The following is a 21,062-nucleotide window of genomic DNA, read 5'->3' on the forward strand; positions in this document are numbered from 1 at the left end:
GCAGGCGTGATCCCTATCAGTGAGTCCGTGATGCAGGTTCTCCTGGCGTTCATCGTGGTCGGTCCGCTCCTCGGCGCCGCCGCCGCACTGCTGCCCGCCCCGCCCGGGCTGAAGGGGAAGTCGCCCGAGCAGGCCGTCCTCCGGCACGGAGTGACCGTGACCGGCGTGATCCTCGTCGCCGCGATCGCCCTGGCGGTCGGCTTCGACCACGACCAGCCGTCGAAGATGCAGGCCACCACGGACATCAGCTGGATCCCCGCACTCGACGTGCGCATCCACCTCGGCATCGACGGCATCTCGCTCCCCCTGCTGGTCCTGACCGCGCTGCTGACCTTCCTCTGCGCGCTCTACTCCTACTTCAAGCTGCCCGCGGGCCCCTCGCCCAAGGCGTTCGTCGCCCTGGTGCTCGTGCTCGAGTCCGGCACCCTCGCCACCTTCGCCGTCCTCGACCTGCTGCTGTTCTTCCTCGCCTTCGAGACCGTGCTCATCCCGATGTACTTCCTCATCGCCCGCTGGGGCGGCGCCGGCCGCACCCGGGCGGCCTGGAGGTTCATCCTCTTCACCCTGCTCGGATCCGTGGTCATGCTGCTCGGCCTGCTCCTGATCGGAATCAAGGCGGGCACCTTCGACATGGTGGCACTCGCCACTGACAACGGCCGGTCGCTGACCACGTCCGTGCAGGTCGTGGCCGTTCTATCGATCGGCCTCGGGCTCGCGGTCAAGACCCCGATGTGGCCCCTGCACAGCTGGCTGCCCGACGCGCACACCGCCGCCCCGACCGTCGGCTCGGTCCTGCTGGCGGGCGTGATGCTGAAGATGGGCACGTACGGGTTCGTCCGGATCCTGCTGCCGGTCGCACCGGACGGCTTCCGCGTCTTCGCGCCCTACCTCGCCGCCTTCGCCGTCGTCGGGATCATCTACGGGTCCCTGGCCTGCCTGGCCCTCGCCAAGCAGGGAGCGAAGGGCGACCTCAAGCGCCTCATCGCCTACTCCTCCGTCGGCCACATGGGCTTCGTCCTCCTCGGCATCGCGACCATGACGCCGACCGGCGTGAACGGCGCCCTGTTCGCCAACATCGCCCACGGCCTCATCACCGGCCTCCTCTTCTTCCTGGTCGGAGCCCTGAAGGACCGCACGGGCACGACAGACCTGGACACCCTCGCCGAGCAGACGGGCGCCGCCCTGTACGGCAGGACGCCCCGCCTCGGCGGTCTCCTCGCCTTCGCCGCGGTCGCCTCGCTCGGCCTTCCGGGCCTCGCCGGATTCTGGGGCGAGATGCTCGCCCTGTTCGGCGCGTTCGACCCGGCCGAAGGCCTCAGCCGCCCCGCCTTCCTCGCGTTCACCGCGATCGGCGCGTTCGGCACCCTGCTGACGGCCGCCTACCTGCTCGTCGTGGTCCGACGGGTCTGCATGGGCACGGTCCGGCAGGACGCCCCGCGCCTCGCCGACGTGCAGACCTACGAGTTCGTGGCCTGGACCCCGCTCGTCGCCCTCACCGTCGTCGCCGGCCTGTGGCCGAGGACCCTCCTCGGCCTCACCGACCCGGCCGTGCAGCAGCTCCTCGCAGGAGGCACCCGATGAGCTCCGTGGCCCACCCCCCGGCCCAGGTCCTGGCCGAGTCCGTGGTCCAGTCCGTCGACTGGCCGGCCATCGCCCCGCCCACCCTCGCGGCGATCGTCGCCCTGGCCGTCCTCGTCGCCGACCTCTTCGTCGGCGAGGCGCGCAAGCCGCTGCTGGGCTGGTTCTCGGTCGCCGGCCTCGCCGCCTCCACGGCCCTTCTGCTGCCCCTCCTGGACGGCGACCGCGCCACCTTCTGCCTGACCGGCGACACGCGCGCGTGCAGCTACGTTGCAGACCACTTCACCCTGGTCGTCCAGTTCCTGGTGCTCGGAGGAGCCCTGCTGGCAGCCCTGCTGTCGGTCACCGCGCTCAAGGACGCGCGCGGGCGCCTCCCCGAGGGCGAGTACTGGTTCCTGCTGCTGTCCTCCGCGGCCGGCGCCGCCCTGCTCCCCGCCTCCCGCGACCTCGCCACCCTGATCGTCGCCCTGGAGGTCGCCTCCCTGCCGGCCTTCGCCCTCGTCGGCATCCGGCACGGCGACCGCAGGTCCTCCGAGGCCGCCCTCAAGTTCTTCCTGTCGTCCGTGACGGCCACCGCGGTCAGCCTCCTGGGCATCAGCTTCGTGTACGCGACGACCGGCACCCTCTACCTCACCCAGGTCGCCGACCGCATCCAGCGCGTCGACGGCCAGCTGCACACCCTGGCCCAGACGGGCGTGGTGCTCACCCTCGTCGGCTTCGCCTTCAAGACGGCCGCCGTCCCCTTCCACTTCTGGGTTCCCGACACCTACGTCGGCGCCCCCCTGCCCATCGCCGCCTACCTGTCGGTCGTCGGCAAGGCCGTCGGCTTCTCCGGCCTCATCCTCGTCACCGTCGTCGGCTTCCCGTCGTACGCGGACGTCTGGGGCCCCGCCCTGGCCGCGCTGGCCGCCCTCACCATGACCGTCGGCAACGTCGGGGCGCTCCGCCAGCAGGCCACGCGCGCGTACAGCGCCGTACGCCTCCTCGCCTGGTCCTCCGTCGGCCAGGCCGGCTACCTCCTCGTGCCGATCGCAGCCGCCGCGTACACCGACGACGCCGAGCACGCCGTCGGCTCCACCGTCGCGTACGCCCTCATGTACGCCGCGGTGAACCTCGGCGCCTTCGCCGTCGCGGCCCTCGTGGGGCGGACCAGCACGGCGAACCGGCTCACCGACTACCGCGGCCTCTACGCCAGGAACCCTCTCGCCGCCCTCCTGCTGGCCTTCTTCCTGCTCTGCCTCGCCGGACTGCCGCCGGGCGTCATCGGCCTCTTCGCGAAGGTCACCGTCTTCTCGGCGGCCGTCGACGCCGGACTCGGCTGGCTCGCCGTCGTCATGGCCGTCAACGTGGTCGTCGCCCTGTACTACTACCTGCAGTGGACGGCGCTGCTCTTCCGCGCGCGTGAGGGCGAAACCGAGAAGCATCCCGTCCCCGCCCCCCTCACGGCGGCGATCGCCCTCACCGCGGCCGTCGGCGTCGCCCTCTCCGGAGCGCCGCAGCTGATCCTGCGCTTCGCCGACACCGGTCTCTTCTGATCCCACACGCGCGTGCGGGCCCGCCCTCACCCGGACGGCCCACACCCCGCCCCCGCGCACAAGGGAACTCGTGCCTCCCGCCTGGCGTTGACCAGTACGGGAGGGTGCACTGGAGGTGGCATCACGGCACCAGTGCCACCGGAGAACAGGAAGATCCGCAAGCAAAGGGTTCCCCTGCTGCACGACTTGGAGGGCGTACCGTGCACCGCCGGCACAACGGGCTCAGGACCGCAGTACTCCTCGGGGGGCTGTCGGCACTCATCATCGTCATCGGCAGCTTCTTCGGCCGCGTGGGGCTCGTCGTCGCGGTCCTGGTCGCGCTAGGCACCAACGCGTACGCGTACTGGAACAGCGACAAGCTGGCTCTACGCGCGATGCGCGCCCGCCCCGTGAGCGAGTTCGAGGCCCCCGCCCTGTACCGGATGGTCCGCGAGCTCTCCACCCAGGCCCGTCAGCCCATGCCCCGCCTGTACATCTCCCCGACAGAGGCGCCCAACGCCTTCGCGACCGGCCGCAACCCGCGCAACGCCGCCGTGTGCTGCACGGAAGGCATCCTGCGCCTCCTCGACGAGCGCGAGCTGCGCGGGGTCATCGGCCACGAGCTCAGCCACGTCTACAACCGCGACATCCTGATCTCCTCGGTCGCCGGCGCCCTCGCCTCCGTGATCATGTTCCTGGTCAACTTCGCCTGGCTGATCCCGATCGGCCGCTCCGACGACGACGACGGCCCCGGCATCCTGGGCATGCTTCTGATCATGATCCTCGGGCCGCTCGCCGCCAGTCTCATCCAGCTCGCCATCAGCCGCTCCCGGGAGTACGAGGCGGACTCCTCGGGCGCCCAGCTCACCGGGGACCCCCTGGCGCTCGCGAGCGCCCTGCGCAAGCTGGAGACGGGCACCAAGCAGCTTCCGCTTCCGCCGGAGCCCCGTATCGAGACCGCGAGTCACATGATGATCGCGAACCCCTTCCGCCCGGGCCAGGGACTCTCCAAGATGTTCTCGACGCACCCGCCGATGGCGGAGCGAATCGCCCGGCTCGAGAAAATGGCAGGTCGCCCCCAGTGAAGACCATCCTGAACGTCATCTGGCTGATCCTGAGCGGCTTCTGGCTGTTCCTCGGTTACCTGCTCGCAGGAGTACTGCTCTGCATCACGGTGATCGGCATCCCCTTCGGCGTCGCCGCGTTCCGCATCGGCGTCTTCGCGCTGTGGCCGTTCGGCTACACGACCGTCGAGCGGCGTGACGCCGGCGCGCCCTCCTGCCTCGGCAACGTGCTGTGGCTGGTGCTCGCCGGCTGGTGGCTGGCCCTCGGGCACATCGTCACCGGCTTCCTGCTGTGCCTGACCGTGATCGGCATCCCGTTCGGCATCGCGAACTTCAAGCTGATCCCGGTCTCGCTGTTCCCGCTGGGCCGCGAAATCGTGCCCACCGACCGGCCGTTCGCCTCACGCTGACCGCACCGGTCTGCACCGGCCCGCGCCGGTCCGCGCCGGTCCGCAACGATCACTACCGATCCATGCCGGAACCGCCGCCCCCGGTCATGCGTCGTTCCGATCAGCACGGCACGAACCCGCGTGCGACGAAGGACGCGGGGCGGGCCGGAGAGAGCGCGGCCCGTCCGGAGCGAGTGACATCACACTGCCCGGACAGCACAGGCACAGCACGGAGGGGCAGGTTCACGGCATGAGCATCATCAGCTGGATCATCCTGGGGTTGTTGGCCGGAGTCATCGCCAAGGTCCTGCTGCCCGGGCGCGACCCGGGCGGTTTCGTCGGCACGACCCTGATCGGCGTCGCGGGCGCGTTCATCGGCGGCTGGATCTCGGCCCGCTGGCTGGACCACCCCATCGCGAAGGACTTCTACGACGGCGCCACCTGGGCCGCCGCGATCGGCGGCTCGCTCGTGCTCCTGATCGTCTACCGCGTGCTGTTCGGCAACTCACGCGACTGAGCCCGCTGCGGCCCGGCCGAGCGCGAGGGCGGACGCCGAGAGGCGCCCGCCCTCGCCCGTGCGTCGGCTAGCGGTAGTTCACGAACTGCAGTGCGAAGTCGAAGTCCTGACCCTTGAGCAGTGTGATGACGGTCTGCAGGTCGTCGCGGCTCTTCGAGCTGACCCGCAGTTCCTCGCCCTGCACCTGGGCCTTCACGCCCTTGGGGCCCTCGTCGCGGATGAGCTTCGCGACCTTCTTCGCGTTCTCCTGGGAGATGCCCTCCTTGATGTCCGCGAAGAGCTTGTACTCCTTGCCGGAGAGCTGCGGCTCGCCCGCCTCCAGCGCCTTCAGCGAGATGCCGCGCTTGATCAGCTTGGACTGGAAGACGTCGAGAACGGCGTTCACCCGGTCCTCGGAGTTCGCCTCCATGAGGATCTTCTCACCGGACCACGAGATCGAGGCGCCCACGCCCTTGAAGTCGTAGCGCTGCGAGATCTCCTTGGCGGCCTGGTTGAGGGCGTTGTCGACCTCCTGCCGCTCGACCTTCGAGACGATGTCGAAACTGGAGTCGGCCATGTCCTGTGGCTCCTTGTATCGGGGTGCGTGTCAGGGTGCGTATCGGCGCACGTGGGGGTGACCGCCGAGCCCGGTGTGATCCCGGGCCGCATCCGCACAAGCCTAGCCACCCCGCCCCCTCCGGGCGGCGCGGAATCAGGTGGCGAAGCACCCCCGCGCATCGGGTATCGTTTACGTCGTTGCCAGGGAGCACCGCCGAAAAGCGGTTCGAATAGGCAGCGAACCCGGCGGTGTGCCCGAGCGGCCAAAGGGAGCAGACTGTAAATCTGCCGGCTCAGCCTTCCCAGGTTCGAATCCTGGCGCCGCCACGCTGAGAACGAAGGGTCCGTGACCTGCTAACACAGCAGGTCACGGACCCTTCGTCATGCTTCCTGGCGAGCGGCGCACTGTCTCACGCTGTCTCGTGTTCGAACGCCCTGTCTCGGGGTGTGTGGACGGGGCGTGGACGGGATTTTCAGCCCCTTACCCGCGTTGCTCCAACCGCGCGGAGATCTTGGCGTTGGCTGCGTCGTCACCGTCCTTCAGGAACTTCGCATACACCCGGAAGAGCACAGCCACACTGTGGCCGGCGCGCTCCGCTACGAGCTGAGGTTCCACCCCGGAACTGAGCCAGGTGGATACCGCGGCGTGGCGAAGATCATACGGACGCTTGGCCAAAGTCGACTCGAACTCCGACGGGGTGAGGGCACGTGAACGGGCCACGGCCCATACCTCGCCGTAGCCCGTGTCCTGGACCAGCCCACCGCGCATGGTCTGGAAGACGCGACCATCCGGAGCGGTGCCGTACGCGGTGATGTGCCAGCGGAGCAGGGCGACCAATTCCGGCGGGATCGGAACGGGCCGGACCGCCTTGCGTGGACGGTGCTTCAGCCCCCGCCGGTCGTGGGACTCCCCGCTATCCGTCCAGGCCGCGCCCGACCGGGGTCGGGTCTCTCGGAGGCGGAGCGTGCCCCACCCTCGGCGCGGTAGGTCGCAGTCCTTGAGTAGTAGCCCGATGACTTCCGCCGGCCGGGCTGCGGCGTAGTACATGCAGCCGAAGAATGCCACCAGCCGACGGCCGCGCGGACTCTGGTCCCGCACGGCGACCAGCAACTTGGCCGCCTGCTCAGGGTTCGGCGCACAGGCCGGGTCCACCTCCTCCACCACCTGCTCCGGGGCTTTCCACTTGATGCGGGTGAGCGGGTTGTCGGTGAGGAGTTCGGCCTCTACCGCGTACTCAAGGGAGTTGTAGAAGATCGCGCGCTTTCGACTGATCGTTCCCGGAGCGGCGGTCGTGCCGTCCAGCTTCCTGGAGATCGCTCGGAGGCTGGTCCGTACGAGAACCAGGTCAGAGAGCGAGGACGTGGGGAGCGACTTGCGCTTGAACCAGTCCAGCACCTTGGCCACCTCGGCGGGGGGCTCCTCATCCCAACGGTTCTTGTTGAAGGCCCAGCCGTAGAGCGCCGGCCGGACGACTCTGGGATCCGGCATGCCCTTCGTGTCCTGCACGAAGGTGGGCGTCACGGTGGCCATGGCTTCGGCCAGCGTACGGCGGGTCGACGCGGGGGAGTCGTCCCACTTTATCTCTATGTAGTTCCGGGCGTGCTCGTACCACGAGATGTCCCGCTTCTTCGCGACCATGGACTTTGGCAGTCCGCTGTCGACGTCGAACGGTTCACCCTCGCGGGAGGCGGTGATGAACTGGGCCCGGCGGCTCTCCGCCAGGCCCAGCGTTTGGAAGGTCTCCGAGTGGGGGCGGTTGCCCACCTTCCAGCGGAGTTGGTAGGGGTTCCGGTATTCGCGCTTCCGGATGGCCCAGATCTTGACGGTGTAACTCCACTCGGTCACGCGGCATCCATTTCGTTCATGAAGGCGTCCAGGACGCTGCGGCGCACGCGCACGCGACCGGTCGGCGTGAGCTTCGCCTCGGGACCGAGTCCACGATTGCGCCAGCGGTACCAGGTGGCGCGGGTGATGTTGAGTTCGGTGAGTACTTCGCTGAGCGGCAGCCACTCGTCTATGGGGGAGTGGCGGCTACGGGCAGGGGCGGCCATGGCGGCGTCTCCTCGGATCAGCAGTGGGGAGAGCAGGGAAGGCGTTTCCGCGCCTCTGGGGGATCCGCAACATCCGCCACGCCGCAACATTGCTGGTCAGCGGCTTGAATCTGTGGCGGATGCCGTTTCTGTTGCGGATAAGTCCGGCCGCACCTACGTGCGGCGACACCTATGCGGGCGGGTGGTGTCAGCCGACACTGCGCAGGGTGCGTGTGTCGGATTCCACGAACATGTGGCGGGTCTCGGAAGGGTCTTCCGCCACAGATTCACCGCTGTTGACCTGGGGTGTTGCGGATGTTGCGGATGTTGCGGATTTCCCGGGGTCGGGGCGGCAGTAGCGGTTCCACGCGTCGGTGAGGTCTTCGGCGTAGTAGCCCTTGGGGGTGGTGCTGCCGACCCGGATCCCCTTGGGCTTGATCGGGGTGTTGTCGGGGCGCACGTACTGGCTGAGGAGCTTGGACAGTCGGCGGGCAGTGAGCGGCTTGATTGCCTGTCCGTCCTCGCTCATATCGGCCCATGGGGCGTCGTCGAGGGAGAGGAGGACTTCGAGGATGGCCGCGGTGGGCATCTTGTCGACTCCGCAGAACACCTTGTCGCGCAGGTCGGTCAGCAGCCGTACGCCGAGGGAGGCTTCGTCGTTGCTGCTCGCCGACTTGATGAGTTCGATGCACGCCGCGCGGGCCCGGGCCGGCCAGTGCCCGCCGGCCGCGTCGGCGACCGCGAGCAGCGGTTCCCACACGTCCGCCGGCCGGTCCGTGACACCCTCGGGCATCTCGGGCCACGCCTCGGCTACCTGATCGTGCAGGGTGGCGGTCCAGTCGGCGAGCCGGTCCCGCAGGACGTGACCTTGCTTCTCGTGGACGCGGCGCCGGTAAGGCTCACACTTCTCGTTGGGCGCCTTCTTCCGCATGCGGATGATGACTGACCTGGTCAGGATCGTGTCCGGCAGCGTGCCGAGTCCGGCCATGGCGACCGCGCAGAACGACGGGAAGAAGCCTGCTTTCTGGTCGGATCCGTCCCCGATGCAGCGCAGGGACTTGGCGCCGCGCCGGTAACCGGAGTTGAGGAAGCCGCGGACTTCCTCGTTCCCGCCCGCCTTGGGACCGAAGACGGTGTCAATCTCGTCGAAGAGGAGGGTGGGTGTGCCCTCGTCTGCGGAGACGAGCCGGAACAGGGCGTTCGCGGAGGCGTTGACGGTGGTCGCAGCGCGCGGCGTGAGCGTCTCAATGATCTCCAGTGCACGCGACTTTCCGGAACCCGGTTCGGGGCTGAGGAAGGCGATGCGGGCGGTGCCGTCCAACGCGTCCATCAGGTGGGCGTGGGCGTCCCACAGGGCGACGGCGACGTAGGCGTGTTCGGTGGGGAAGATGTTGAAGCGTCGGTGGAACGCTTCGACCTCGTCGAGCAGGGCGGCGCCGTCGATGGACGGAGCGGGCGCGGTGTGGGTCATGCGGCGTTCCTCCTTTCGGTGTGCGGAGCGGCCGTGCCGGTGCAAACGTCCTTGTGGCCGTCGTACTCGGCGACCAGGGCGGCGACGGCGTGCTGTCCGGTGGCCGCGCCGGTCTGCCCGCAGGCGCAGACGTAGGCGGCGGTGGGGGTGTCGCTGTAGCGCTTAGACCAGCGGGCTCCGTCGTAGTGGTGGCGGCAGACCGGCGGGGCGCAGATGCGGATCCCCGGCCGGTCCGGCGTCGGATCCTCAGCGCTGCTGCGCAGGGGGCCGGTTGGGCGCTGTTCGGCGGGAAGGGCTGAAAGGACGCCCTGACGGGCGGCTTTCCTTCGGCCGCACTCGGGAGCCGGGGGTGTGGTCGTGTTGGCGGTGTCCGGCTGGTCGGCGGTGTCGGGATGGCTTTTCAGGGCGGCGGGGGTGGTCATGCGGTTTCCCGCGGTCGGCAGGTGCGGATGGACCAGTTCAGGGCGCTGCGGATGGTGGCCCGGCACTCGGCCGCGGGCAGTCCGGCCGCCTCGCCGGCCGCCTGAAAAGCCTCCTCCACCACGCTTCGGGGAATCTCGCCCCATGCGACGAAGCGGCCCAGGGCGCGTGCGCCGGCCAGTAGCCGGGTGTTGCGGCCGCCCTCCGACGTGGCCCGGACGGCGGCCGTCTCGCGTTCCAGGGCCGCTTGGGCGGTCCGTGTGCCGTCGCGTACCGGCGTGACGGCCATGGGCTTGGCGCGCTGTGGCGATTCGACGAGTAGGGCGGTGAGCCAGTGCGGGAGTGCGGCTACGGAGGCGTCGTCGAGGATCTCGTATGCGCCTTGGGGGGTGGTGCTGCCGGGGGCGACGACGTAGCCGCCCCAGGCGCGGGTGTCGATGTGCGCTCCGAGTCGGCCCGCGCTGCACTTCAACCGTCCGCCGGTCGGGGCGGTGAAGTACAGGTGGCGGCCTCCGCTGGGAGTCCGCACCTGGTAGGTGGCCGGGAGGGTCTGTCCGGCGCGCTCGCAGAGCGCTGCAAGAGAAGCGGCACCGTCAGGCGCTCCTTCTGGCTCTTGCGGCTTGCATACGTCCAGGTCGACGACGACCAGGCCGGCCGGACCGGTCGCGATCCCCACGTTGTACGGCCGCCGCGCCCATGCCGCCTGGATCAGGTGGGGGTCGGTGGTGGCGCCCTCCTCGGGGGTGCGGTGCCCGTCCTCGCAGCGCCCGATGCCGGGGCAGGAGCGTTCGGGGTGTCCTGCGGGCCGCTTGCTTCCGGGGTGCAGCGGGATGACGGGCCAGCCGCGCTCTGCGGGGCACAGAGCGGCGGCGAGCAGATGCAGATGGCCCAGGTCGACGGTGGGCATGTCGAGCACATTGACGAGCGGGACGCCGGTCATGCCGCGGCCCTCCCGTCCCGCCGCGCGGCCGTGTCGGCTCCGAGGAGCAGGCCGTAGGCGTGGCAGGCCTGTTGGGGGACTACGCCGTTGCCGAGGATCTTGAGCTGTTCCTTGCGGGGGATGCCGGGCACGGCGGTGACCCACCCCTCGGGCAGGCCCATCATCCACTCGACGAACGCGGGTGAGAGGCGCCGGTTGCCGCGGGTGCCGGGCTCGGTCGGGCAGGGCGCGGGGCGGCCGGTGACGTGCTCCCAGCGGCGGACGGCGGGGCCGAAGTCGACGCCGTTGTGCCCGATCCAGCGTGGGTCGAGGCGCACGGCCTGGCCGGGCAGGTAGTAGGTGCCGTGGCTGTTGTGCGCGCCGGTGCTGTCGTAGGGGCCGTCGGAGGCCTTCGGCGTGGGCAGCAGGTCGCGGACCAGGTACTCGATCGACGGGCGGGAGCTCGCTCCGTGCGACGCGGACCGGTTACGGCCGTACCTGCTCGCGGTGGGCGTGGGCAGCAGGCTGACGGCCAACTCGTTCAGCGGGCGCGCGTTGCGGCCGAGGAGGTTCGAGGCGTCGCCCAACTTCCAGTCCCGGGCTGCCGGGGTGGGCAGCAGGCTCAGCTGTCCGTCGGCCACAGGGGGAGCAGGAAGACCGCTTCGTCCTCCAGCGTCGGCCCGTGCCCGCCCGCCTTGCGCTTGGCCGGGGGCTGCGGGCCGCCGTTGACCCCAAGCTGGGAGGTGGGGGTCTTCAGCAGCGGGATGGGCGACTGCGAACCAGCGGTCGCGCTGGTGCGGGGCGCCGACTTCGGGGTCACCAGCTCGTAGACATGTCCACCGCGCGTCATACCCGAGCGCGGCCAGGTCCGCGGCGACGACGTCCAGCCCCCGCGAGCGGATCGCCGCCACGTTTTCCAGGAACACGAGACGCGGTCGAAGGACGCCCACAGCCTCAGCGACGTTTTTCCAGACTCGCGACCACTGGCCATTGATCCCGTCCCTTCGTCCGGCGCTGGAGATGTTGCGGCAGGGGAAGCCGGCGGCCACGGTGTCCGGCCGGTGCAGCTCCCGCACCCGGTGCCAGTCCACGGCGGTGATGTCCCCGAGGTTCGGCGTGTTCGGGTGGCGTGCGGCGAACACGGCCGCGGCGTGCGGGTCGTTCTCCGCGAACGCGACCGGCGCGCCGCCGGTCCCGGCGCGGATCGCCGCTTCGAGTCCGCCGTAGCCGGCGCACAGCGCCACGATGCGGGGCGGCGAGCCGGGGGCTCGCCGGATGTCGGTGCGTTGGGTCATGCTGGATGTCTCCAGTTCCTTGACGGGTGCTGGCTGACAAGGGCGGCCCCGGTTCTTTGGCGAGATTGCGGGGGCCGCCCTTGGCGTAGCTAGAACGGGGGTTCGGCGTCGGTCCCGTTGGCCGTGGTGCTGTCGGCAGTGGCCCATGCGTCGTCCCCGGCGGGGGCGGGGCGGGCCGGGCGCTTGCCATTGACGGTCACGGTGGTGAAGCGCAGGGACGCGCCGATCTCGTCGACCTCGACGGCGAGCATCGAGCGGTTCTCGCCCTCCGGGGTCTTCCAGTCGTGCTGACGGATCCGCCCGGACAGCACCACCCGCGAGCCCTTCGTGAGCGATTCGGCGACGTGTTCGGCCAGGGCGCGCCAGGCGGCGCAGCGGAAGAACGTGGACGTGCCGTCCTTCCACTGATTCGAGTCGCGGTCGAAGGTGCGCGGGGTGGCGGCGACGGTGAAGCGGGCGAGCGCGGCGCCGCCCTCGGTGAACTTCAGTTCCGGGTCGGCGGTCAGGTTGCCGATGACGGTGATCGGGGTCTCTCCGAACGACATGCTGATCTCCTGACGAAAGGTCACTTGGAGCGGGCGAGTTTGAGGGTGATGCCGCCGACGCCGATGGGTCCGGCGGCGCCGGCGATGACGGTGGCGGTGTGGGCGGCGAAGTCGAGCAGGTAGCACAGGGCGGCGACCAGTCCCCAGCCGCCGGCGACGGTCGCGCCTGCGATCGCGAACGGCAGTAGTAACCGCCGCCACTCGACGCCGGCCGGGGGGCGGTCGTTGACGACGATCACGACCGGCTGCCCGGTGGCCTGGGCGCGGTGGTAGACGTCGGCGGGGATGTGGGGGGCGATGTTGCCGTGCGGTTCGCGGTGGTGCATGCGGTGCTCCTTCCGGCGAGCCGTTCACGTGCGGGAGCCCGTCCGGAACGGTTCCGGGCGGGCTCCCGCTGGTCACGGTGTGTGGTTGTAGTGGTCAGTGGCTAGTGGCTACTGGCAAGCGGAAAACACCTGTCAGAGGCCGCTGTTGGGCAGTAGTAGGGCGTTCTAGTGGCTAGTGGCAAGTTTCCGGTAGCCAGTAGCCGGTAGCCGTCTGTGAGCGATTCAGGCGTGGTCGGGGTGGACGTAGACCGAGTGCGGTCCGTTGTCCCGGTAGACCAACTCCCCTCGCTCCGCCGCCGCCTTGAGTGCCTCGCGCACGGCCTGTCGGCTGCGGTTGACTCGGTCGGCGACGGCGGACGGCTTCATGCCCGCCGTGCCGGCGTCGCCGATGGCGGCGATCGCGTCCGCGAGCCAGTCCGGCCCGCCGTCCCGGCCGGCCGCCGCCTGCTGCGGGGTGCTGTCGTGGTTGTCGCGCAGGGCGGACAGGTTCAGTCCCGGACGCTGCGGCCGTTCCTGCTCGGGGCGGGAGCGGTCGGGTTCGGCGGTGGTGCCGAAGTGTTCGTCGATCTCGCGCATGAACGCGTCCGCGAGCCGGTCGACGTCCGAACCCGACCCCTGCTCCGGTCCGGGCTGGTCTGTGGGCTGGTCGCGCAGGGCGGATAGGTTCAGCCCCCGCCGCGACTCCCCGGCCACACTGTCGGCGGGGGTGAGGGGGGTGGGCTCGGGGTGGTGCATCCAGTCGATGCGGTCGGCGTCCCACCGCCGCGCGTACGCCTCCCCGGCCGCCTTGGCGGAGACGTCGTCCAGGACGGGGTGGCGTTCGCTGGTGGTGGCGACGATCTCGCGGATCTGGCTGGGCAGGATCCGCCAGCACTTGAACAACGCTGCAGGCGACTCTGGAGTGCCCATGAACCCGGCCCCCTTGTAGGGGGCTTGGTCGACCTTCAGGCCGCGGGCGCCGGGGAACAGCTTGCTGAGGTCCATGCCCTCCTTCTCTCCGCCGGTCAGCGCGACCCGCACTTTGGCTTCGCGGCGGATCATGAGGTTGCCCAGCACCGCGCCGGTGGAGCCGAGGGCGGTCAGGACGGTGCGGATGCCCATGGCGCGCAGCATGCGGATCACTTCGAGGATCTTCTTCGCGAGTTCCTTCAGCGTCTTGTCGGTGCTGGTGAGGATCTCGGCGCCCTCGTCGATGACGAGCATGATCTGCGGGATCGACGGGCCGACCGGCAACAGGTCGGTGTCCTCGCGCGCCATCAGCGCCTGATAGACGATCTTGCGTTGCTTCCCGATCCGCAGCACCGCGTCCAGCATGACGAGGGCTTCTTCGACCGTTCCGGCGAGCCAGTCGATGCCGGGCCGCATCGGACGCTCGCCCTCGCGGGGCTGGTGGTTGAGGGCGGGCAGCACCCACGACAGGCCTGCCGATCCGGCGTTCAGGTCGATCACGAACGTGAGCACGTCCGTGGCGCGGGCGAACCCGGCCAGGATCACGTGCACCATGTTCGTCTTGCCCGACCCGGTCGGCCCGACGACCAGCGCGCACTGCTCACGCAGGTAAGTCTGGATGTGCTCGGCGTTCGAGCGGTAGCCCCACGGGATCCCCGTGTGCAGCGAGAGCGGCGCGTAGTCCGACGGGTAGGGCGTCTCCGTCTCCAGGGCGTTGACCGTGGAGACGTCGATGAGGGTGCGGCCCTGGTGGACACCGGGGCCGGCGGTGGCGGTGCAGCCGTGCGGCAGGTGCGCGTCCGCAGACAGCCCCGCCGCCCGCGCGGCGATCTGGTCGAAGGTGGTGGCGCCGGGGAGCTCAGCGTCGATCGTGAACCCGGTACCGGTCGGCCAGTGCTCCACCGCCAGCACCCGCACGCTCACGCCGCACACCCGCCGGATGCGGTCCACCCATTCCTCGGCGATCGCCCGCCGCTCCTGCGACAACTCCAGCGCCACCGCCCGCTCCTCGGCGTGCAGCGCCTCCTCCTCGCGGGCCTCCTCGTAGAGGTTCGTCGAGCGGGTGACGGTCGCCGTCCCGACGCCGATGACGGCGAGGGAGCCCAGCGCCTGCCAGGTGAGCGGCCCGTGCATCATGGCCCACGTCGTCCACCCGGCACCGACCAGCCAGGAGGCGGCGCGGGCGGCGATCGTGCGGCCGGCGTTCCTGAGGCGGATGCCGGCGGCGGTGTGGCCGATCGCGCCCGCCGCGCCGACGGCGAGCGCCCAACCGGGCGGCATGCCGGTCGCGGCGCCGGTGGTGGCGACGGCGAACGCCCCGGTGGTGGCGGACAGGGCACCGGTCACGGACCCGTGACCGGCCGCCCAGTCCCACACCGGACCACCGCCGTGCTCGGCCGGCTGCTGCTTGGACGTGCTGTTCTTGCTGCTGGACATGGTGGCCTCGGTGGTGGTCATGGCTTAGACGTTCCAGCCCTTCTCGGCCTCGGTGCCGTTGCGGGGGTCCTCGTGGCGGGCGATGTCCTGCTCGTGCACGTTGCGGAACAGCGGTACGAGGGTCTCGGCCGCGTCGACCGCGTTCAGCAGGGTCTGGTGGATGTCGTCGAAGCCGGCGGCGACGTCCTTCTCGAAGGCGAACTCGTCGTCGGAGCGCTCGGCCAGGATGCGGAAGGTGTTGGCGATCGACAGCAGCGCCGTGGGCAGGTTGTCGATCATCGCGAGAACTTCCATGTTCCCGTCGGGCTCGTAGGTGCGGGCCGCGTTCTCCATCTCGGCCGCGGCCTCTTCGAACTTGAAACCAGACACGTGAATCTCCTGACCAGCCGTGGGAGCTGAGGGGATGAGGTGGGCGGGACGCTCGACGCGGTCCCCGATCTCGTTCGGGTCTTCCTCGGTCGCGGCCTCTTCCTCCGCCTGCAGCGCCCGGATCGCAGCGTCACGAGCGGCACGCTGGACGTGGGCGGCTTCCATCAGCCGCCGGTACAGCCTCCGGCCGGGGTGCATCAGCCACCGCCACCCGAGCTTGCGACCGAGCGGCGTGGTCAGGCACCCGAGCACCCCGGCCGCACCGGACACGAGCGCGGCGAGCAAGCGGCGGCCCTGGAAGCGGGCGGCGGACTTCAGCAGGCCCCAACGGGCCTTGCGGCGGGCGGGCGCCTTGCGCACCTGCCCCCGCTTGGCGTCGACCTGCGCGTTGGTGCTCCGGTCACGCGCCTTACGGGCCTTGTCGACCAGGGCACGCGTGCCGGACGCGGCCTTGCCGCCCGCCCATCCGGCCGCGCGGCCCGCCCACCCCTTCGAGCCGGCGGTCTTGTTGACGCGGGCGGCGGCACGGGCGTCACGGCGGGCGTCCGCGACGGCGCGGCGGGCTGCAGTGGTCTGCTGCCGGGCCGCGGAACGCGTCGGAGCCTGCTCCTTGCCCGCCCGGCGCAGCGCTCGCACCTGCCCGACACGGCCCGCACCGGGCCGCGTAGTCGCCGTGCGGCCGACGCTGGCCGCGCCCGCGGCACGTGACGTGGTGGGGCGTGACGCGTGACGGGCGGCGTGACGGCCGCCCGTCACGCCCATGCCGCGCAGCGAGCCGGACCTCCCCGCCCCGTTGCGCAGCTTAGAACGGGTCCCGCGTCCCCGGCCGCCCGCGGAAGTGCCGCCCGTACTGCGGGACGCAGCAGCGCTGCGGCGGCCGGACTTGCCGACGGTCGCCTTACCGCGCTCTCGGTTGCTGCGGCGCGCGCGGACGGCGGCGGCCGTGCCGAGGACGGCCGCGCCGCCCGCGGCCACAGCCAGCGCCACGGGACCGCCACCCACCAGGGCAACGGTGCTCACCGCGCTGACGGCGCCGTTGGTGCCGGACAGGGCCAGCGGCAGCACAGGGATACCACCCGGCGTATGGACCGGCGTGGGCTGGGCGGCGGGCGCTGGCGTCGTCTCGCGGGGCGGTATCGGGGTGGGCGGGGGTGCTGTGGCCGTCGGGTGGGCTACCGGTTCGGTGGTGGTCTCGGTCATGCTGAGGGTCACTCCTTCGCGGAGGAGAGCAGGACCCGGACGCATTGCTTTCCAGGGCTGGGCGTCCGGGTCTCTGCGTTGAAAGAAGCGGAGTTCAGGCGGTGTGCTGTCGTGATGTCGGCTCGCCGGGTCTGCTTTCCAGGTCTGCGAGGGTGCCGCTCGCCGGGGCTTTCCGGGTCTGCTTCACTGGTGCGGTCGACTGCTTCCGGCAGTCGCAACGACGGCCAGCCCACTAGTCCTGGGCTGGCCGTCATTGGTGTATGCCGGACTGGTCGGTCAGGTGCCGGTTTCCTCGTGGGACATCAGCGAGCCCCACGCCCGGCGCACCCGCTCTTCCCCGCCCACGAAACCGGCCTCGCGGAACGCTGCGACGGCTTGCCGGTAGGACAGCGGCGGGTCGTCGGAGTAGCGCAGGTGCCGTAGGACGACCACAAGTTGAGCGTCTGTCAGCGGCTCCCCCGCTACCGGCGTCGCCACCCCGGCCACGACGGCGATCTCGTCCAGCGTCACGGGCGTGACGTCGTCCGTCACGGGCGTGACGGGCACAGCCGGGACGGTCTCCAGCAGGGGAGTGACCTGCGTGTCTTCCTCCGTCACGGGGGGTGTGACGGCCGTGACGGCTCCATCCTCGACGGCGGCCGACTCCGGGGTCGCTGGGGCGTGAAGCGCGGGGGCCGTGACGGGGAGGTGGAACATGCCCGCAAGGGCCGCGTCCGCGCCGACCGTCATCCGCTCGCGCTGGACGTCGACCAGGTGTGCCCCGAGCAGGACATCACCCGCGCCGACCTTCTTGGCGAGCTTCCACGACTCCAGCTCCGAGCTCTTGCGCGCCTTCTTGTCGGGGTGGTTCGCGGCGCGGGCGCGATGGTAGGCGAGGCGCTGCAGAACGGCCGCGTTACGGCGCTGTGCTTCCGCATCCACACCCGTGCAGAAGACCACGATCCGGCGCGCCACCAGACCCAGCCCCTCGGCGGAGGCGGACATGGCGATCGGTGTCACGGCGAACACCACCGCGTCCCGGATCGACTGCGCCACTGTTGCGCCGGTCAGGGACGCCACCGCCGGCAGCATCCACAACCCGAGCCGCACGGCCAGCGGGGAGGACTGCCCAAGCGCGGTCAGGGCAACCAGGGTCAGGGCGAGGACCAGCGTTGCGCCCTCACCGGCTGCGACCACACCCAGCGCGGTCGCAGAACGGTGGAACACGGAAGTGATGTTGCTGTAGGTGCCCCACGCGCCCATGCCGCCGAAGCCGACCATGGGCACTGCGGCGAGACTCAGCAGGATGATCTGTCCCCTGCTCAGGGACCTTTCCGGGGGATGAATCACTGCTTCACTCCTTCTCGGGAGAATGCCTCCGTCGGCGACATCAGACCGCCGCCGCAGCCTGCGCCGCGGTGGGAACCTCGGCGTAGGCCACCAGCTCCAGCGCGGCACCCGCGTACTGGGCGGATGCGCGCAGAACGTGCGTGTGGCCCCCGCTCTGAACGTTGTGGGACACGGCGGCCGGGGCAATCCCCAGCGCGTCGCGCCATGCCTCGAAGTCGGCCAAGTCCCCGTGAAACCCGAGTTCCAGACGGTCGGGCCAGATGGTCGACACCCGCACGGCCGGCGCCGCCAGGTGCCCGAAGTCACCGGCCAGCAGGCGCAGCGCTCGCAGCGGCACGGACAGGTCGTCCAGCGTCAGCCCGTCGCTCATGCCGCAGCCCCCCGGCGTGCCGGACGGCGACGGGCGGGGCAGGCCAGCGGGATCACGTTGAACAGGTCCGGGTGGTCCTCGACCACCCGCGCGGCCAGACGGACCAGGTCGTCCGGCAGGCTGTGGTACTCGGGGTCGGCCAGGATGTCGCGCGCCGCGTCCAAGCGGGCTGCGCGCTCCTCTGCCGTCTCGCCCTCGACCCCGAGCCACAGCTCGACCGGGGTGCCCAGCGCCAGTTCCGCGAACTCGATTGTGGTGACGGCCTGATGACCGGCAACGATGCACTTCATGGACGTCTCTCCTCACAGGGGACGGCTCGAACGCGTCCGGAGGTGCCTCTACGGGGCGCGCGCCGTGGGAAAGGAACCGCACCGGGACGCGGTGTGGGTGGGACCTTCGATAGTCCTCATCAAACGGGCAGGACACCGACGTGAAGCCGACGTCCTGCCCGCATGACGAGTGACGGGAAAGCCCGTCACTGTCGTCTCGCGGCTCCGTACGCGCCTTGCTCCCTTCGCTTGGCCGGCGCGCGGTCACCGCGGCCACTCAGTCGTCACTCGCTGAGTGGTTGCTCCCTGGATGCCATGGGCTGGGTGCGGCCCAATCAACGGGATCCCCGTGATCCGGTCCCTGGGTCTACGCCCGAGGGTCAGACCAGCGGCTTAGCCGATGACACCGATCGATCCGTGAAGACGACGGACTTTTACGTCTCCCCTGCCGCTCGAACCGCGTGTAAGCGGGTCCGGCGGGGTCCTGCTGCGCATGCGACATGAAGCCGCCTTCAGCCGAGTTGTTGCGTTCGGCTGTTGCAGTACCTGTTTTACAGGTACTGCATGAGGGTCCGTCAAGTACATCGACGGAACCTCTTGGTCTTTGCTCCGGGACTTCTTGGCGCACATTCAGAATCGCCGCAGGTCAGGGGAGTTGGTTACCCCGCACGTAGACAGCTTGGGGACTTCTGGCTACGGTCAAGAAGTCCCTAGACGTCCCAACGGGGGTGCAGATGTCGAACGAGCGCTTACGGTCCGCTCTCCTGGCCCGTGGCATGACCGTGCAGAGCCTCGCTGAACAGATCAACGTCAACCCGAAGACAGTCGAACGCTGGATCACGCAGGGCAAGTCTCCCTATCGGCGCCACCAGTACGCGACGGCGGCGGCGCTGAGGGTCGACGTTACGACCCTGTGGGACGACGAACGCAATGTCGACAGCGCGGCGGACCTGACCAAAGCCGAGATAGCGGCCGTCTACCCGCATCGGCACACTGTGCCGTCGGGGCTGTGGCGAGAGATCTACGGGCGGGCTGAGCGGAACCTGGACGTGCTTGTCTACTCCGGGCTATTCCTCTCGGAAGATCCGCTGTTCCACGACCTGGTGAGAGCGAAGGTGAAGGCGGGGGCCCAGGTCCGCATCCTGCTCGGAGACCCTGGTTGCGCCGCCGTCCGGCAGCGCGGCATCGACGAGGGTCACCAGATCATGGACGGGAAAATCCGCAACGCCCTGGTGCTCTACCGGCCCCTGATGCGCAGTCACCCAGACATCGGCTTCAGGCTGCACGACTCCACGCTCTACAACTCCATCTACCGGGCCGATGACGAGATGCTGGTCAACCCGCACGTCTACGGCTTCGGCGCCTACATGGCGCCCGTTCTGCATCTGCGCCGACTCCCCGGCGGAGGCCTCTTCGACACGTACGCGCATAGCATCGAACACACCTGGGAGAACGCCCGACCGATCGCCGAGCAGGACATAGAGAGCATCACGGGAGCCTGAGTCATGGGACGTATCGACTACCTGCACGACCCCGACGCCCCGCCGGCCAACTCGGTCGTGCCGTCCGTCGTCGCGTTCGTGCAAAACGACGTGGGACAGGTGCTGATGATCCAGCGATCCGACAACGGGCGCTGGGCACTGCCCGGCGGCGGTCACGACGTGGGGGAGTCGATCAGTGACACCGTCGTGCGCGAAGTCTGGGAAGAGACCGGGATCAAGGCGGAAGTCGTCGACGTGTCCGGGCTCTACACGGACCCTGGGCACGTGATGCAGTACGACGACGGCGAGGTACGCCAGCAGTTCAGCATCTGCTTCCGCGCGCGGCCGGTCGGCGGTGCACTCCGTACGAGCAACGAGACGACACAGGTCCGCTGGGTAGACCCGGCGGACCTGATGACGCTGGACGTGCACCCCACCATGCGGCTCCGTATCGAGCACGCCATGGACAAGACGCGCACGGCTCCCTACATCGGCTGACGCTTGGCGGCGGCGACGCGTTCGAGGACGCGATACGTGCAGGCGAGAATCTCGGGTTCGGCTCGGCGGATGAACGTCCCGATCAGACTGTCGGGCCCGTACCGTCCCGTGATCTCGTTGATCCGGTCGATCGGGTTCGTGGGCGTGCCGTCGGGCGTCGTGTTCATGTCGCAGTAGCAGAGCGCGTCGTTCAGGTGCGCACTCTCGCGGGGAAATTCGCCCTCCAACTCTTCGCGCATGCCGCGCGCTTCCGCCTCCATCCAGGCACAGGAGTGGTGAGCAACCAGGTTGATTACTCGTGCGTCGGCGCCGGCCACGTCCCGGAGGTAGCGCGCACCATCCAGCGGATGAAAGCCCGTCTTGGCCAGGTCCGGCGCGTACCCGATGTCGTGCAGCACCGCTGTGGCCTCCAGCAGGTCCGCGTCCTGGTCGAGAACGAGGGCGATCGTGCGCGCTCTCTCCGCAACCCCAAGGCAGTGCTTCCACCGTCGGGGTAGCGGTTCAGCGAGCAGGGACTCAGCTAGGGGGTAAGCCCACTCCGTCAACTTCGGCAAG

Annotated in this window: 22 protein-coding genes and 1 tRNA gene; 8 read left to right on the forward strand and 15 right to left on the reverse strand. The window is 69.9% G+C overall.

The window, feature by feature from the left end:
- Positions 1-6: 6 nt before the first annotated feature.
- The 5 genes from ABT300_RS00300 to ABT300_RS00320 all read left to right on the forward strand — a co-directional run bounded on the left by ABT300_RS00300 (position 7) and on the right by ABT300_RS00320 (position 5,062).
- Entirely contained in the window at positions 7-1,581 is a 1,575-nt protein-coding gene (locus ABT300_RS00300) for a complex I subunit 4 family protein (protein ID WP_351669836.1), read from the forward strand.
- The gene (locus tag ABT300_RS00305) at positions 1,578-3,113 is read left to right on the forward strand and encodes an NADH-quinone oxidoreductase subunit N (protein ID WP_351669839.1); all 1,536 of its coding nucleotides are present in this window, start codon (positions 1,578-1,580) and stop codon (positions 3,111-3,113) included. Before ABT300_RS00300 ends, ABT300_RS00305 begins: the two co-directional genes overlap by 4 nt.
- Before the next feature lie 200 nt (positions 3,114-3,313).
- Entirely contained in the window at positions 3,314-4,177 is an 864-nt protein-coding gene (gene htpX / locus ABT300_RS00310) for a zinc metalloprotease HtpX (protein WP_351669842.1), read from the forward strand.
- Entirely contained in the window at positions 4,174-4,566 is a 393-nt protein-coding gene (locus ABT300_RS00315; protein WP_351669845.1) for a YccF domain-containing protein, read from the forward strand. The genes htpX and ABT300_RS00315 overlap by 4 nt, the downstream gene beginning before the upstream one ends.
- 229 nt (positions 4,567-4,795) lie before the next feature.
- The gene (locus ABT300_RS00320; protein WP_351669848.1) at positions 4,796-5,062 is read left to right on the forward strand and encodes a GlsB/YeaQ/YmgE family stress response membrane protein; all 267 of its coding nucleotides are present in this window, start codon (positions 4,796-4,798) and stop codon (positions 5,060-5,062) included.
- Positions 5,063-5,129: 67 nt separating this feature from the next.
- On the opposite strand, the gene ABT300_RS00325 is transcribed toward ABT300_RS00320, so the two are convergent.
- Positions 5,130-5,618 carry a YajQ family cyclic di-GMP-binding protein gene (locus ABT300_RS00325; protein ID WP_351669851.1) on the reverse strand — a complete coding sequence of 163 codons (489 nt, stop codon included), beginning with the start codon at positions 5,616-5,618 and terminating at the stop codon, positions 5,130-5,132.
- A 226-nt stretch (positions 5,619-5,844) separates the two neighbouring features.
- Between ABT300_RS00325 and ABT300_RS00330 the strand changes: the two genes are divergently transcribed.
- Positions 5,845-5,926: transfer RNA gene (locus ABT300_RS00330), tRNA-Tyr, on the forward strand.
- Positions 5,927-6,080: 154 nt separating this feature from the next.
- Here ABT300_RS00330 and ABT300_RS00335 read toward each other — a convergent pair.
- From ABT300_RS00335 to ABT300_RS00395, 13 genes are all read right to left on the reverse strand, one after another.
- Entirely contained in the window at positions 6,081-7,445 is a 1,365-nt protein-coding gene (locus tag ABT300_RS00335) for a tyrosine-type recombinase/integrase (protein WP_351669854.1), read from the reverse strand.
- Positions 7,442-7,651, reverse strand: a complete 210-nt coding sequence (locus ABT300_RS00340) for a helix-turn-helix transcriptional regulator (RefSeq protein WP_351669856.1) — start codon at positions 7,649-7,651, stop codon at positions 7,442-7,444. The genes ABT300_RS00335 and ABT300_RS00340 overlap by 4 nt, the downstream gene beginning before the upstream one ends.
- A gap of 187 nt (positions 7,652-7,838) precedes the next feature.
- Entirely contained in the window at positions 7,839-9,101 is a 1,263-nt protein-coding gene (locus ABT300_RS00345; RefSeq protein WP_351669859.1) for a DUF3631 domain-containing protein, read from the reverse strand.
- A complete protein-coding gene (locus ABT300_RS00350; RefSeq protein ID WP_351669862.1) occupies positions 9,098-9,523 on the reverse strand; it encodes a hypothetical protein in 426 nt (141 codons plus the stop codon). Before ABT300_RS00350 ends, ABT300_RS00345 begins: the two co-directional genes overlap by 4 nt.
- Positions 9,520-10,428: a bifunctional DNA primase/polymerase gene (locus ABT300_RS00355; protein WP_351670244.1), complete on the reverse strand. Its 909-nt coding sequence runs from the start codon at positions 10,426-10,428 to the stop codon at positions 9,520-9,522. Before ABT300_RS00355 ends, ABT300_RS00350 begins: the two co-directional genes overlap by 4 nt.
- A gap of 29 nt (positions 10,429-10,457) precedes the next feature.
- Positions 10,458-11,735, reverse strand: coding sequence for a DNA cytosine methyltransferase (locus ABT300_RS00360; RefSeq protein WP_351669865.1), 1,278 nt, complete (start codon positions 11,733-11,735; stop codon positions 10,458-10,460).
- Between the two features lie 89 nt (positions 11,736-11,824).
- Positions 11,825-12,280, reverse strand: a complete 456-nt coding sequence (gene ssb, locus ABT300_RS00365; protein WP_351669868.1) for a single-stranded DNA-binding protein — start codon at positions 12,278-12,280, stop codon at positions 11,825-11,827.
- Positions 12,281-12,300: 20 nt separating this feature from the next.
- The gene (locus ABT300_RS00370) at positions 12,301-12,606 is read right to left on the reverse strand and encodes a hypothetical protein (RefSeq protein WP_351669871.1); all 306 of its coding nucleotides are present in this window, start codon (positions 12,604-12,606) and stop codon (positions 12,301-12,303) included.
- A 222-nt stretch (positions 12,607-12,828) separates the two neighbouring features.
- Complete coding sequence (locus ABT300_RS00375; RefSeq protein WP_351669874.1) at positions 12,829-15,012, reverse strand: ATP-binding protein; 2,184 nt, start codon at positions 15,010-15,012, stop codon at positions 12,829-12,831.
- 3 nt (positions 15,013-15,015) lie between these two features.
- Positions 15,016-16,560, reverse strand: a complete 1,545-nt coding sequence (locus tag ABT300_RS00380; protein ID WP_351669876.1) for a hypothetical protein — start codon at positions 16,558-16,560, stop codon at positions 15,016-15,018.
- Positions 16,561-16,836: 276 nt separating this feature from the next.
- Complete coding sequence (locus ABT300_RS00385) at positions 16,837-17,889, reverse strand: hypothetical protein (RefSeq protein ID WP_351669879.1); 1,053 nt, start codon at positions 17,887-17,889, stop codon at positions 16,837-16,839.
- A 40-nt stretch (positions 17,890-17,929) separates the two neighbouring features.
- Positions 17,930-18,259 (reverse strand): hypothetical protein, encoded by a 330-nt coding sequence (locus tag ABT300_RS00390; protein ID WP_351669882.1) that lies wholly within the window; start codon positions 18,257-18,259, stop codon positions 17,930-17,932.
- Positions 18,256-18,549, reverse strand: a complete 294-nt coding sequence (locus tag ABT300_RS00395; protein WP_351669885.1) for a hypothetical protein — start codon at positions 18,547-18,549, stop codon at positions 18,256-18,258. The genes ABT300_RS00390 and ABT300_RS00395 overlap by 4 nt, the downstream gene beginning before the upstream one ends.
- A 755-nt stretch (positions 18,550-19,304) precedes the next feature.
- Between ABT300_RS00395 and ABT300_RS00400 the strand changes: the two genes are divergently transcribed.
- Together ABT300_RS00400 and ABT300_RS00405 are read left to right on the forward strand one after the other, a co-directional pair.
- Positions 19,305-20,030, forward strand: a complete 726-nt coding sequence (locus ABT300_RS00400) for an XRE family transcriptional regulator (protein WP_351669888.1) — start codon at positions 19,305-19,307, stop codon at positions 20,028-20,030.
- A 3-nt stretch (positions 20,031-20,033) separates the two neighbouring features.
- Positions 20,034-20,507, forward strand: a complete 474-nt coding sequence (locus tag ABT300_RS00405) for an NUDIX domain-containing protein (RefSeq protein ID WP_351669891.1) — start codon at positions 20,034-20,036, stop codon at positions 20,505-20,507.
- On the opposite strand, the gene ABT300_RS00410 is transcribed toward ABT300_RS00405, so the two are convergent.
- Positions 20,495-21,061 (reverse strand): HD domain-containing protein, encoded by a 567-nt coding sequence (locus ABT300_RS00410; protein WP_351669894.1) that lies wholly within the window; start codon positions 21,059-21,061, stop codon positions 20,495-20,497. The genes ABT300_RS00405 and ABT300_RS00410 overlap by 13 nt on opposite strands.
- Position 21,062 lies beyond the last annotated feature (1 nt).

This window comes from Streptomyces sp. NPDC001027 (assembly GCF_040299045.1).
Lineage (GTDB): Bacteria > Actinomycetota > Actinomycetes > Streptomycetales > Streptomycetaceae > Streptomyces.

Excerpts from the sequence above, each read along its gene's own strand:
- ABT300_RS00380 (WP_351669876.1), bottom strand. The coding sequence starts at position 16,560 with ATGACCGAGACCACCACCGAACCGGTAGCCCACCCGACGGCCACAGCA.
- ABT300_RS00350 (WP_351669862.1), bottom strand. The coding sequence starts at position 9,523 with ATGACCACCCCCGCCGCCCTGAAAAGCCATCCCGACACCGCCGACCAG.
- ssb (WP_351669868.1), bottom strand. The coding sequence starts at position 12,280 with ATGTCGTTCGGAGAGACCCCGATCACCGTCATCGGCAACCTGACCGCC.
- ABT300_RS00305 (WP_351669839.1), top strand. The coding sequence starts at position 1,578 with ATGAGCTCCGTGGCCCACCCCCCGGCCCAGGTCCTGGCCGAGTCCGTG.
- ABT300_RS00320 (WP_351669848.1), top strand. The coding sequence starts at position 4,796 with ATGAGCATCATCAGCTGGATCATCCTGGGGTTGTTGGCCGGAGTCATC.
- ABT300_RS00395 (WP_351669885.1), bottom strand. The coding sequence starts at position 18,549 with ATGAAGTGCATCGTTGCCGGTCATCAGGCCGTCACCACAATCGAGTTC.
- ABT300_RS00325 (WP_351669851.1), bottom strand. The coding sequence starts at position 5,618 with ATGGCCGACTCCAGTTTCGACATCGTCTCGAAGGTCGAGCGGCAGGAG.
- ABT300_RS00340 (WP_351669856.1), bottom strand. The coding sequence starts at position 7,651 with ATGGCCGCCCCTGCCCGTAGCCGCCACTCCCCCATAGACGAGTGGCTG.
- ABT300_RS00345 (WP_351669859.1), bottom strand. The coding sequence starts at position 9,101 with ATGACCCACACCGCGCCCGCTCCGTCCATCGACGGCGCCGCCCTGCTC.
- ABT300_RS00355 (WP_351670244.1), bottom strand. The coding sequence starts at position 10,428 with ATGCCCACCGTCGACCTGGGCCATCTGCATCTGCTCGCCGCCGCTCTG.
- ABT300_RS00360 (WP_351669865.1), bottom strand. The coding sequence starts at position 11,735 with ATGACCCAACGCACCGACATCCGGCGAGCCCCCGGCTCGCCGCCCCGC.
- ABT300_RS00375 (WP_351669874.1), bottom strand. The coding sequence starts at position 15,012 with ATGACCACCACCGAGGCCACCATGTCCAGCAGCAAGAACAGCACGTCC.
- ABT300_RS00405 (WP_351669891.1), top strand. The coding sequence starts at position 20,034 with ATGGGACGTATCGACTACCTGCACGACCCCGACGCCCCGCCGGCCAAC.
- ABT300_RS00390 (WP_351669882.1), bottom strand. The coding sequence starts at position 18,259 with ATGAGCGACGGGCTGACGCTGGACGACCTGTCCGTGCCGCTGCGAGCG.
- ABT300_RS00370 (WP_351669871.1), bottom strand. The coding sequence starts at position 12,606 with ATGCACCACCGCGAACCGCACGGCAACATCGCCCCCCACATCCCCGCC.
- ABT300_RS00400 (WP_351669888.1), top strand. The coding sequence starts at position 19,305 with ATGACCGTGCAGAGCCTCGCTGAACAGATCAACGTCAACCCGAAGACA.